This window comes from Hoylesella pleuritidis (assembly GCF_963541955.1).
GTDB lineage: Bacteria > Bacteroidota > Bacteroidia > Bacteroidales > Bacteroidaceae > Prevotella > Prevotella pleuritidis.
Window position 1 is genome coordinate 19,302 of sequence record NZ_CAUTUT010000024.1, and the last position, 12,082, is coordinate 31,383.

Sequence of the window (12,082 nt, forward strand, 5' to 3'; positions counted from 1 at the left end):
AGGGCAATTGATTTATTTTTGTAATTGCTTGATGCACATTTCGAGCGACTCTTCCCAGTAAGGAATCGTGAGATGAAACGTCTCTTTGATCTTAGTTTTATCTAAAACAGAGTAAGCCGGACGCTTAGCCGGCGTCGGATATTCGCTCGTATGTAGAGGAAAAACATCACAATCAGTGATACCAGCGATGCGATGAATAGCCTTGGTAAAATCATACCAACTGATAACTCCCTCGTTGGCAAAGTGGTAAATGCCCGGTTTAACGCCCTGATCGATGGCCGACAAAATGACAATGGCTAAGTCGTGAGCATACGTCGGCGTACCAATCTGGTCGAAAATCACGCCCAAACGTTCTTTTTCCTGCCCCAATCTAAGCATCGTTTTGACAAAGTTGTTGCCGAAAGTGCTATACAACCACGCCGTACGAATAATCATCGTGCGGCGGCAGAGTTTTTGAACGGCCAGCTCGCCGGCCAACTTCGTGCTGCCATAAACACTGTCGGGGCAGGGTGTGTCAGTCTCGGTATAAGGCGTATGTTTAGTCCCATCAAACACGTAATCGGTTGAAATCTGAATCAACCAGCCGTTTCTCTTCTCCACGGCCATTGCCAGATAGGCCGGCGCCTCGGCGTTGAGCGCCGTACAAAGCTGCTTATTGGTCTCGGCTTTATCTACTGCCGTATAAGCAGCACAATTGATAATACCGTCGATTTCGCAACTCACAACATAGTGTTCGACAGCTTCTTGGTTGGTAATATCGAGCTCATTAACATCTGTATTAAACCACTTGTGCTGCGGATTTTCCTTTTCCAAGAGTTGCATTTCATTTCCTAACTGTCCATTGCACCCCGTAATCAATATGTTCATAATTGTTGTTTTTACTCCTTATTTATATACTTACGGCCCATTCATTCATCCTCGAAGACAAGTCCCTCAGTTTTATCCTTACTGTAATAATCGGCCAACATCCCGATAAAAGTCGTGATTTCAGCCACAGCATGACTTGTATCGGGTGATATTTCTTTCTTTTGCAAGCGCAACATCATCACGCCATAAAGCGCATTAAAACACGTTTCGATCTCGTTGATATCCTTTTCTCCGCGGTTTCTTAACTCGACAATAAACGGCAAAACCTTATAATATTCAGCATTATAGAATGGGAATTTACTGCTCTGTAACAGCCCGGCGTGCAGCTCAATGAGATCTTGCAGCAGAATTTTGTTGATTTGCAAGTGCCCATTTTCACGACAACCTTCTCGGTTCATCATCCTAACCAGATTGCCATACCAATCTGCCATCTCTTCCTTTTGTTCCTCGGTATAGTCGAAACGATCGATATACTCGCGGCGAATGCGAGCCAACGAGCAGCCATAAGCACGTATCAAGTCTTCTACCTGCCACATATAGAGCAGATATTCGGCAATACTTTTTTGTCTCAATTGTTGTGCAATATACATCTTGTAAAATGTTTTCGTTATCCGATCGGTGACTTATGAATACGCCCGAAGCGATAAATTCAGTAATGAAAGGTGTAGATATTGAAGACCGTACCCACGAGAACCACCAGTGAAAAAATAATGACCAACGCTCCAATAATCTTGTTGATCAACAGGATTCCATCATTATCAAACTTTCCTCTCACCTTATCCACGAGCCAAGTCAATCCGAACCACCACAGCAAAGCGCCGAAAAGAATGCCTGTAAAACCGATAGCCATTTCGAACTTGTGATCGGGTATAACGAAAGTGAACTGTGCAAACAGCGCCATAAACATAAAAATGATAAGCGGATTAGAGAAAGTTACTAAAAAGGCAGTCACTCCATTATGAATCAGTGTGCCCTTTTTATTGCCGCTGATGTGCATATTTTTCGTGGGATTCGATCTGAAACAATACACACCAAACAGCAAAAGAATAATGCTGGCAGTGATTTGCAGGATATAACTGTTATGCGGATTCTTAATGAGATCCATCACAAAGCTCATTCCTAAACCCGTAATCAGCGCATAAATAATATCGCTCACCGATGCACCAATACCCGTAATAAATCCATACCAACGACCTTTATTGAGTGTACGCTGCACACATAGGATACCCACTGGCCCCATTGGCGCAGACGCAATGATACCAATCAAAATACCCTTGAATATCAAACTCAAGATATCTATATGGAAAGGAAATGCCATAACGACTGCAAAATTGCGAATTTTAAACGGATTAGGCAAATTTTCTAACGAAAAGTTTGCCTGCTAAGACTTTTTTCTTATCTTTGCGTTGTAATTGATTCGCTCTGTAACTAACGGTTATTTGCAATACAACTAACAGTTAAATGCACTGCAAAAGACCGTTAAACGCAGTGCGAAAAGGCGTTACTTGCAACATAAAAGACCATTAAATGCAGCACGGAAAACCGTTAAACAATAATTAAAGAAAAAATAGAAAAGAATGAATGCACAACAAGAGATTAAACCGTATGTAATCGGTTTGGATTTAGGTGGTACCAATTCTGTGTTCGGAATCGTTGACAGCCGTGGCGAAATCAAGGCTACCACCTCTATCAAAACGCAGGGTTACGATAACGTAGAAAACTATGTGAACGCATCAGTAGAAGCGCTTCAGCTAATCATCGACCAGGTGGGAGGCATCGATACCATCAAAGCAATGGGTATCGGAGCACCTAACGGTAATTATTATAACGGAACCATCGAGTTCGCTCCTAATCTTTCGTGGGGCCACGACGGCGTAGTACCCCTGGCAGATATGTTTGCCGAGAAATTGGGCATACCCGTTGCACTGACTAATGATGCTAATGCGGCAGCCGTGGGAGAGATGACTTACGGTGTGGCTCGCGGTATGAAGAATTTCATTATGATTACACTCGGTACGGGTGTAGGTTCGGGAATCGTTGTCAATGGACAACTTGTTTACGGCAGCGACGGCTTTGCGGGCGAGCTGGGACATACTATTATCCGACGCGAAAACGGTCGACCCTGTGGTTGCGGGCGCAAAGGATGTCTGGAAACCTATTGTTCAGCAACGGGAGTAGCCCGTACTGCACGCGAATTTCTTTCCACTTCTGATGAACCTTCACTACTGCGTGATATGAAACCGTCTGATATTACATCGCTCGACGTATCACTTGCAGCCAACCAAGGAGATAAATTAGCACTCAGAGTTTATGAATTTACCGGTGAAATGTTAGGCGAAGCGTGCGCTGATTTCGCAGCATTCTCTTCGCCCGAGGCCTTTGTTTTCTTTGGCGGATTGACGAAAGCAGGTGATCTTTTGATGAAACCGATTCAGAAAAGTTATGATAAACGCGTCTTGAAAATCTTCCAAAACAAGGCTAAATTCCTTGTCAGCAGCCTTGACGGAAGTTCTGCTGCCGTACTTGGAGCTTCTGCAATCGGATGGGATTTGTAAGTGTTTGAAAATTAATCATAAATAGATGGTTACCTGAATCTCTACTTTCAGGCAACCATCTACTGTTTTAATAAGAATTAAGGGGAAATTGGATACTATATATCCTCATTACCTAACGAAAAGAGAAAGGGACTCTATTTACAGACAATAGATTTTTAAGTAAATAGTAGTAAACTCTTTTCCGCTCCTAAAATTCTCACAACTCTTTCCTTAACAATCAGGAAACAAATGACAGACGATCGCTGACATGACCACGAGAAGATCTGTACCCGCGTTCACCAGGCCCTTTAAAGCTGTCTTTGTATCACCCGTCATAAACTCCTTACCATCAATCAGGATTCTCTTTACTCCTTTTCCATTAATGGTTATCTTTCCTTCCCTTTTTCCGAAATTATCGTCGACACCAGTATCAAGAGTATAATCAGAAGATATTTTTTCATTCCTCAATTGTCTGTTTAAATATAATTTCTTAGATATACCTCATTTCTCACAGTTTGATTTCACACCATAAAATAAATAATAAAATTTTGCTTTTTCCGCAGATTGACGTAAATTTGCAATCAAAGTCTTACGTTAGAATGTGTATGGAACAGCGAATTATCTTATCACAAAATCTCAATGGCGATCTTACTACAGCTATTTCCGAGTGTGAGCACGACCGACTTTTTGTCCTTACAGACACAACCACAGCACAGAGTTGTTGGCCTTGTATTTCCAATTACCGTTGCTTGAAAGATGCCCGACTAATTACCATTGGCGCAACAGATACACACAAGAATCTCAAAACCCTTTCTACTGTGTGGAAATCGCTCGAAGAGGGTGGTGCTACACGCCATTCGTGCCTTATCAATTTAGGAGGTGGAATGGTAACCGACCTCGGAGGATTTGCTGCTTCCACGTTCAAACGGGGCATTGATTTCATCAACATCCCTACAACACTACTTGCAATGGTCGACGCATCAATAGGAGGGAAAACGGGAATCAACTTCAACGGACTGAAAAATGAGATCGGTATATTTCGTAATTCTCGATTTGTCATCCTCAATACGATGTTTCTGCAAACACTCGATGAGCCTAATATCCGATCAGGCTATGCTGAAATGTTGAAACACGGACTCATCAGCGACAAACAGATGTGGGCCGAACTCATCGATTTCGACTTGCAACAGCCTGATCTGCTACAACTCAGCCAAATGGTAGCCGACTCTATTCGAGTAAAAGAGCATATCGTAACGGAGGATCCTACTGAGCAAGATATCCGCAAAGCACTCAATTTTGGGCATACCATCGGTCACGCTTTTGAGGCTTTGGCACTGCAACAAAATCACCCGATTTTACACGGTTACGCCGTAGCTTATGGTTTATTATGCGAACTTTATCTCTGTGCTGTCAAAGCAAAGTTCCCTATCGATCGAATGCGACAGACCGTTTCGTTTATTAAAGAAAACTATGGTCGACTTGATTTCACCTGCAACGACTATGAGGCACTCATCAATCTGATGCACCACGACAAAAAAAACACGGCCGGTTCCATCAATTTCACACTTCTACACGATATCGGTGACATTCTAATCAATCAAACAGTAAGCGAAAAAGAGATTTGTGAAACATTCGACTTTTATAGGGAAAACTAAGAATAAAAAGATAAATAATGAATTATGAAAGTCTATTTGTTCTTATACCAATTATTGAGACAAATAATCGTTCATCATTCATCCTCTACTTATCTTCCCCAAAATCATCGCCTCCGCACGATCAATTTTACCCGTTTCAGTCATCGGAATCGCACGGATAGACAAATAACGCTTGGGCTGCCAATACTTCGGCAAAACACGGCGGCAAATTTCTTGAACAATACCAATATCATTCGATGTTGTTAACAGGACCACGATTTCGCCAAATTTACTGTCACTGCATTTCGTGATCACATAAGATGAGGTGAGATACGGGCGCAGGACACGCTCTACTTCTTCTATTTGGATTTTGATACCGCCGCTATCGATGACGTTATCAAGGCGACCAAGAATACGAAAATCGGTTCGGTCTGGGCAGATTTCGGCTATATCGCTCGTCACTACCGGATACTCGCACACTAAGGGTGCATCGATAACCAGACAACCAGCAGCATTGAGTCCGACTGTAACAGTATCGAAAGGCGTATAATAATCGCTGGCCGTAGGGCCACTCAAACGTCGGAGCGCGATGTGCGATAAAGTTTCAGTCATTCCATAAGTACTCCATACAGCATTGGGAAACGACCGGAGCTGAACCGCCAACAAGTCGTCAATGGCCCCACCACCAATAATCAAATGTTTAATTTGCCGCAATCGTTCTCGCTCCTCAGGTACTTGCAAGGAATTAAACACTTGCATTGGTACCATTGCCGCAAACGTAACAGGGCGTGTAAGACTACGCAACGGATGACCGCTGGGGGCGACCGAAATCAAATCCAACTGCCGCTCGATGGCGCGTACCACCATCATCTTACCTGCAATGTAATCGAGCGACATACAGAGTAGGGCCGAATCACCAGGGTGTAGCCTCAGAAAGTCGCACGTGATGCGGGCCGAATTACACATACGTTGTTTTTCTACCCACATTGGTTTGGGGGCGCCTGTCGATCCACTGGTATGCACCAACATACGTGGCGACGAACTGTGCCAGTCGGTCAAGAATTCTTTCAGTGTCATTTCGCAGTGAACCAAAGTTTGTCTCCTCGTATGCTTAAAGGCTTCGGAATGTTATCGGTAAAGAGTTGTCCCGTCCCCAAGCCCTGCGGTAGATCGATATTGGGACCGTAAAATCGGGCAGCAAGTTGAGCAATGGCATTTAGCCCTACGTTGCTTTCGAGTGCGCTGGTGATCCACGAACCTATTCCACGCGCCCGAGCCAACGTAATCCACTCCTCAATGCCGCGCATTCCTCCGTGCAAAGAGGGTTTGAGAATGATATAAGCAGGACGAATTCGGTCGAGTAGTTCGGCTTTCATTGCTGGCAAATTTACGCCGATAAGCTCTTCGTCGAGTGCTATCGGAATGGGTGATTGACAACAGATACGAGCCATCTCATCCCACTGATGCTGCCGAATGGGTTGCTCGACAGAATGGATGGCATAGGGGGCGAACCGTTCCAAACGGGCGAGTGCCTCGTCGGGCGCAAATCCGCCATTGGCATCCAGCCGCAACTCAACTTGCTCTTTGCCAAAATGCGTGCGAACACAACGCACGAGTCGTAACTCGCTTTCAAAATCGATGGCGCCAATCTTCAATTTAATACATTGGAAACCGAGTTTCAGTTTCTCCTCCAATCGCGCGTACATCTCTTCGAAAGTACCCATCCACACCAATCCGTTGATACTAATTCCCGCTTCACCTCGACTAAAAGGCGAATCGAAAAGAACATCACTACCGCCCGCATTAAGTTGTGCGAACGCTGTTTCTAACCCGAAAAGGATAGATGGATAAGGGCGCAATGCATCATAGGGAATCGCTCCCGTAATCTCCACTTGCGCACAAACATCCCGCAAGATTTGCTCGTACTGAGGCACAGCATCACAACTCAGGTCGGGTAACGGCGCACACTCCCCTACTCCTTTCACACCCGGCATTCTGCAATCAATCACAGTCAACAACCAACAACGTCTCGTTTGATATACGCCTCGCGATGTTCCCGCCGGTCGCTTAAAATGCAATACTTTCTCAGAAACCGTTATTTGAAACACTCTTTTCATTAAAAATCAAGGAAACTTCGGATATTTGTCAAAGTCGGGTTTACGCTTTTCAAGGAATGCTTTGCCGCCTTCCTGAGCTTCATCCATTGTGTAATAGAGCATCGTGGCATCGCCGGCAAGTTCCTGAATACCTGCTTGACCATCGAGTTCGGCATTGAGTCCGGCCTTAATCATCCGCAAAGCCAACGGCGAACGCTCCATCATCGTTTCAGCCCAAGCCACACACTCATCTTCTAATTGAGTCAAAGGAACCACTTTGTTAACCATCCCCATCCGTTCAGCTTCGATGGCCGAATATTGATTACACAAGAACCAAATCTCCCGAGCCTTCTTTTGGCCTACTTGACGGGCCAAATACGATGCGCCGAAACCGGCATCGAAACTGCCCACTTTGGGACCGGTCTGGCCGAAAACAGCATTCTCGCTCGCAATGGTAAGGTCACACATCACGTGCAAAACGTGGCCACCACCGATGGCATAACCATTAACCATCGCAATGACCGGCTTGGGAAGACGACGAATTTGCATCTGAACATCAAGCACATTTAGTCTTGGAATGCCGTCAATCCCAACATATCCTCCGCGCCCTTTGACGTGCATATCGCCACCGGAACAGAATGCTTTATCACCAGCACCGGTTAAAATAACCACCCGAATGCCCTGCGCCTCGCGGCAATAAGTAAATGCCTGAGACATCTCCCACGTGGTGAGCGGTGTAAAAGCATTGCGATAACGCGGTCGGTTGATCGTAATTTTTGCAATGTGATGATACTCTTCAAACAGAATTTCTTTAAAACTGAACCCTTGAATGGGCGTCCATTGTCTTGTTGCCATATCGTTTTTTGAGTTTTTAAGTTGATGAGTATATAAGTTTTTAGGAATTAAAGCAATGGTTAAACATCGCCTCAAACTCTGCTAACGCCCGACTGTCTTCTTGAATATCGGTAAAGACTTCCAGTAAGACGGGGCTTTCAGATTCCAATGACAAAAAATCGGACATCGCAGAACGATGCAACTCTTCCTCATTGTGCGCGCAGAGATACGTTAGACCATACGTCTGGCACAGGCTTTCGGCACTGGTATGGTGACACCCCATTACCAATTGCTCACGAGCAGCACTTTGTTTCAGCCCTTCAAAACGATTGAATATACCACCGCCGCTATTATTCAGCAATAGGATTCGTAGGTTTCCACGCAACCGTTCATTCCATAACGCATTCTGATCATAGAAAAAACTCAAGTCACCAATCACCAAATAAATGCGTTCGCGACATACCAACGAAAAACCTGCCGCCGTAGACAACGACCCTTCTATACCATTGACACCTCGATTCACATAATGATAACGACGACCATAAATGTTTCCTACTCTCACAGAAGAACTATTGGCATAATGCACAAAAGCCATTCCGTGAAGCTGATCATTCATCTTCTGTTCAAACATTCGTACTACCGCCATCTGAGAATAAGGCGGTATAAAGGTATCAATACAATCTTCGGCCCGCATCATCAACGTCTGCCATAACGCACAATAAGCCTGATGCGCACCATTGACAGCTCCTTCCCACAATCTGTCGGGTAGACTTTCCACCCCACACTCGATGACATATTGCAGTTGCATAAATGTATCGTGCACCACACCATCTTCACTAATGGCCCACGATTCGATGTTCCGTGCCTGGCGAAGAAACTGTTTCAGTCGTTTGCTGACAATGTTTCCGCCGATATAAAGGATCAAATCCGGCAGATAACGAGTGTCATCTCCGATCATCATCAATACCTCTTCGATATGCGACTCGTTACCAAATCCACTGAGAGATTCCTGCAAGATGACGGCATTCTGCCGATTCAGAGTAATCCAGAAAGGAGAAATCACATTCTCAGACACTTGTCCGATGACAATCATCGGCTTTGAAGCATGTTCCAAATGTTTTTTTAATTTGGAGAAAGCAACTACTTGCGGAGAATAGGCGGACAGCCATTCGATCTTACGTTCACTCGGAAGTGCAAGTACGGAAAAATCATATAGCGGTTCAGAAATCGGAACATTGATATGCACCGGACCACTACCGCGCTGTCGGGCGGCCATCAAAGCCTCGTTGACCAATCGATTACAATACCATCGTTCTTCATCATTCTCGGGTTCAGGAAGTGTAACCGCTTTACGAACAAAACGGCCCAAGGCATCCGGTTGCGATAATGTCTGCCCGTCAAGCTGGTCGATCCACGCCGCAGGCCGATCTGCTGAGACAGCTATAATAGACTGATGCTGATAATAAGCTTCGGCTATTGCGGGAGCGAGATTGAGCAAAGCCGATCCCGAAGTGACACAAACGACGACAGGCTGTTGCAAAAATTGCGCCATTCCCAAAGCATAAAAGCCTGCCGAACGTTCGTCGGTTACAGGATGACAAGCAATTTCCGAGCACTCATTCAGATTGTGAACGATAGGCGCATTGCGCGAACCGGGACACACGACAGCATTCCGTACACCGTGCACTACTAACAAAGCTGTTAATATATTGACATTCTCTTTATTGCAAAACATTATTTATGAGTTTGTGAGTTCATTTTTTAGTTGATAAGTTTTTAAGTTCTTTAGTTTGTGAGTTTCGAAGAAATCAACTTATAAACTTAAAAACTAACCAACTCAAAAACTAACTCATCAATTTAAAAACTTCCAATGCCGTTTCCATTTTCGCCTCAGTCTCATCCCATTCCTGCTGTTCCGTACTGTCGGAAAGCAATCCACCACCGGCATAAAGCCGATAATAGTTGTCAAGAATCTGCATACAACGCAGCGAGACATAGAGATGTGTTGCACTGTCAGGATCGAACGGTCCTGCAAAACCGCTGTAATAACGCCGCGATATATGCTCATTAGCAAGGATGAAACGGTACGCCTCGTCTTTGGGAAGACCGCAAATAGCTGGTGTAGGATGTAAAGCGTTGATCAGATCGCCGATCTTTCGCCCATCAGGCAACGTAAAACGAAAATCGCTGCGCAGATGAACAAGCTGCCCAGCACGCACAGTTCGCGGTTCCGTCTCGGTAATGCCTGCGCCGAACCGACCTAAACAGTGTGCCAAATAAGTAGAAACATAGCGTTGCTCCTGAATATTTTTATCCGACCATAGTGCCTCGCCGCACACCTCGCCTCGCCATTTCATCGTACCAGCAAGTGCCATCGTATGCCAATCCGACCCGTTTCCATCGAGCAGAATCTCCGGAGTAGCCATCAGCCAGGTTCCACACGCCGGTGCAGAAAACAACGACACAAACAGCTGCGGATATAAACAGCAAGCCCGAAAAAACAGTGCCTCTGCCCCAACAACCTCGTTTGCCACCACCTCTGCACTGCGCGCCAGGACGATTTTGCTGAAAGTACCGTTGCAAATCGATCGGTGAAACCGTACGAAATCGGCCGAATAACCCGCACGATCAGTCGTGATTGTAATCGGGATAGGCGTTTGCAGAACCGTTTCCAACAGCGGGACGGGATGTTCCTCCACCTCATCAGGCATGAGCAGAAGCATCGGGCAATCGGTCGATACAGCAAAAGGAGCCATCACAAAACCGCTCTGCCTGCCAAGTTCTGCAGCTGACGACAACGCGCGAGGTCTTCCGCAAGATTGTCGCAGCAGCGTATAGCGGTTGCAGAAAGGCAGTCGATAATAAGCAAAGCTTTCCATCTTACTTGGTCGTACGCACGATATAGTTGGTCACTTGTACCGTAGAGATAAGATCGCCGGCACTGTCTCTTATTTCCACCAGCCATTGATGCAGCGTGCGCCCCTTGTGCTGCAGTCGGGCAAAAGCCGTCACCGTATCGCCCTCTATCACCGCTTTGACGTGGCTTCCACTGACATTGATACCCACACTGATCTTTCCCGGACAAAGCGCCAATGAGCCGACACCGGCCAGATTCTCCGCCAATGCTAACGAAGCGCCGCCACTGAGGAAACCGAACGGTTGCCGGTTACGCTCGTCTACAAGCATTCTGGCCATACAAGTGTCGTCTTCTGGCGTAGAAATAAACTCCATTCCGAGTGCCGAAGACAGGCTCGGCCGTTTCTCAATCGTCTCTTTGATATGTTCGATATTCATTATCCGATCCTCCATTTATCCTCTTGCAAAGATACGACTTTTTATCAGAATAATGAAAACGGCTGGGAGATTCGTAGCAAGAAATAAAAGGTCGATCATCGAAACCGGGAAAACCTGCCATCATTTTAGAAAGAGATATTGTCATTTCGAGGGAAAAGTACAAACACTTTCATCAGAAACCCTATATTCCCCAGGTCTTCCGCACCATATTCTCTATTCATCTTCCCATTTAGCCTCAATAATTTCCGTGAAGTAGTTAGAATCCTATGCAGTGAATTTTCTTTTGCGTTTGAGAGTATTCTTGCGTATGAAAAAGAACTATCACAAGCGTTGCAATACCGTCCGCAATTTCTTCTTGGTGGACAGGGTGACTTTTATGCAGATTAAGAACTCTGATCACAAGAGTAGTCTTAAACGCAAAAGAAAACTGACAGCCTGGACTCCAATGATTTCATAGAAGTCATAGACGAAGAATGAGAACTATAAGAACAAATTTGGTACGTCAGACCTGATCTATAGGTTGCTATAAGAACGGCTCATTGGAATTTCTCGATATCAATGGTATATTTTGGTCTACAATCCCATACGAAATAAACGATTAAAACAGCAATTGTGAATTTCGATTCAGTCAATAAGACGTAAACACGAAGAACAGTAATCCTCGTTAGCGCTATTTCTCTGTACGCCTTATATCAGAAGAATCTGATCTCAGAAACAACAGAATATTTAAAAGTCTTGGCAAAATACTTGCCTAAGACTTTAATTATTTCATTACTTACTCCCAATCATCCCAACATAAACCGTATTTGGCATTCACTTCGTG

11 protein-coding genes are annotated in these 12,082 nt (G+C 45.0%); 2 read left to right on the forward strand and 9 right to left on the reverse strand.

The genetic code is table 11. The features are described 5' to 3' along the window. Positions 1–12 precede the first annotated feature (12 nt). Genes rfbD through RWY97_RS09405 form a run of 3 tightly spaced genes read right to left on the reverse strand, consistent with a single transcriptional unit; the run spans position 13 to position 2,185 of the window. The gene (rfbD, locus tag RWY97_RS09395; RefSeq protein ID WP_314739515.1) at positions 13–867 is read right to left on the reverse strand and encodes a dTDP-4-dehydrorhamnose reductase; all 855 of its coding nucleotides are present in this window, start codon (positions 865–867) and stop codon (positions 13–15) included. Between the two features lie 41 nt (positions 868–908). Continuing rightward, a complete protein-coding gene (locus RWY97_RS09400) occupies positions 909–1,457 on the reverse strand; it encodes a DUF4924 family protein (protein ID WP_021583645.1) in 549 nt (182 codons plus the stop codon). A gap of 59 nt (positions 1,458–1,516) precedes the next feature. After that, positions 1,517–2,185, reverse strand: a complete 669-nt coding sequence (locus RWY97_RS09405; RefSeq protein ID WP_021583651.1) for a LysE family translocator — start codon at positions 2,183–2,185, stop codon at positions 1,517–1,519. A 259-nt stretch (positions 2,186–2,444) separates the two neighbouring features. On the opposite strand from RWY97_RS09405, the gene RWY97_RS09410 reads away from it, so the two are divergent. Together RWY97_RS09410 and aroB are read left to right on the forward strand one after the other, a co-directional pair. Then, positions 2,445–3,422 carry an ROK family protein gene (locus RWY97_RS09410; RefSeq protein ID WP_024992463.1) on the forward strand — a complete coding sequence of 326 codons (978 nt, stop codon included), beginning with the start codon at positions 2,445–2,447 and terminating at the stop codon, positions 3,420–3,422. Positions 3,423–4,006: 584 nt separating this feature from the next. Next, on the forward strand, positions 4,007–5,056 hold the full coding sequence (gene aroB / locus RWY97_RS09415) for a 3-dehydroquinate synthase (protein ID WP_315566838.1): 1,050 nt from the start codon (positions 4,007–4,009) through the stop codon (positions 5,054–5,056). 78 nt (positions 5,057–5,134) lie between these two features. Here aroB and RWY97_RS09420 read toward each other — a convergent pair whose 3' ends face one another. The 6 genes from RWY97_RS09420 to RWY97_RS09445 form a co-directional block, all read right to left on the reverse strand. Then, the gene (locus tag RWY97_RS09420) at positions 5,135–6,112 is read right to left on the reverse strand and encodes an AMP-binding protein (RefSeq protein WP_024992466.1); all 978 of its coding nucleotides are present in this window, start codon (positions 6,110–6,112) and stop codon (positions 5,135–5,137) included. After that, positions 6,109–7,152, reverse strand: a complete 1,044-nt coding sequence (menC, locus tag RWY97_RS09425) for an o-succinylbenzoate synthase (RefSeq protein WP_315566840.1) — start codon at positions 7,150–7,152, stop codon at positions 6,109–6,111. Before menC ends, RWY97_RS09420 begins: the two co-directional genes overlap by 4 nt. A gap of 6 nt (positions 7,153–7,158) precedes the next feature. Next, positions 7,159–7,986, reverse strand: coding sequence for a 1,4-dihydroxy-2-naphthoyl-CoA synthase (gene menB / locus RWY97_RS09430; protein ID WP_315566842.1), 828 nt, complete (start codon positions 7,984–7,986; stop codon positions 7,159–7,161). A 40-nt stretch (positions 7,987–8,026) separates the two neighbouring features. Beyond that, a complete protein-coding gene (menD, locus tag RWY97_RS09435; protein ID WP_315566843.1) occupies positions 8,027–9,700 on the reverse strand; it encodes a 2-succinyl-5-enolpyruvyl-6-hydroxy-3-cyclohexene-1-carboxylic-acid synthase in 1,674 nt (557 codons plus the stop codon). 109 nt (positions 9,701–9,809) lie between these two features. After that, the gene (locus RWY97_RS09440) at positions 9,810–10,844 is read right to left on the reverse strand and encodes a chorismate-binding protein (protein ID WP_315566844.1); all 1,035 of its coding nucleotides are present in this window, start codon (positions 10,842–10,844) and stop codon (positions 9,810–9,812) included. Between the two features lies 1 nt (position 10,845). Further along, complete coding sequence (locus RWY97_RS09445) at positions 10,846–11,259, reverse strand: PaaI family thioesterase (RefSeq protein WP_039875324.1); 414 nt, start codon at positions 11,257–11,259, stop codon at positions 10,846–10,848. Between the last annotated feature and the right edge of the window lie 823 nt (positions 11,260–12,082).

Bases quoted from the DNA above. Each gene is read 5' to 3' on its own strand.
- rfbD (WP_314739515.1), bottom strand. From the start codon at position 867: ATGAACATATTGATTACGGGGTGCAATGGACAGTTAGGAAATGAAATG.
- RWY97_RS09400 (WP_021583645.1), bottom strand. From the start codon at position 1,457: ATGTATATTGCACAACAATTGAGACAAAAAAGTATTGCCGAATATCTG.
- RWY97_RS09405 (WP_021583651.1), bottom strand. From the start codon at position 2,185: ATGGCATTTCCTTTCCATATAGATATCTTGAGTTTGATATTCAAGGGT.
- RWY97_RS09410 (WP_024992463.1), top strand. From the start codon at position 2,445: ATGAATGCACAACAAGAGATTAAACCGTATGTAATCGGTTTGGATTTA.
- aroB (WP_315566838.1), top strand. From the start codon at position 4,007: ATGGAACAGCGAATTATCTTATCACAAAATCTCAATGGCGATCTTACT.
- RWY97_RS09420 (WP_024992466.1), bottom strand. From the start codon at position 6,112: ATGACACTGAAAGAATTCTTGACCGACTGGCACAGTTCGTCGCCACGT.
- menC (WP_315566840.1), bottom strand. From the start codon at position 7,152: ATGAAAAGAGTGTTTCAAATAACGGTTTCTGAGAAAGTATTGCATTTT.
- menB (WP_315566842.1), bottom strand. From the start codon at position 7,986: ATGGCAACAAGACAATGGACGCCCATTCAAGGGTTCAGTTTTAAAGAA.
- menD (WP_315566843.1), bottom strand. From the start codon at position 9,700: ATGTTTTGCAATAAAGAGAATGTCAATATATTAACAGCTTTGTTAGTA.
- RWY97_RS09440 (WP_315566844.1), bottom strand. From the start codon at position 10,844: ATGGAAAGCTTTGCTTATTATCGACTGCCTTTCTGCAACCGCTATACG.
- RWY97_RS09445 (WP_039875324.1), bottom strand. From the start codon at position 11,259: ATGAATATCGAACATATCAAAGAGACGATTGAGAAACGGCCGAGCCTG.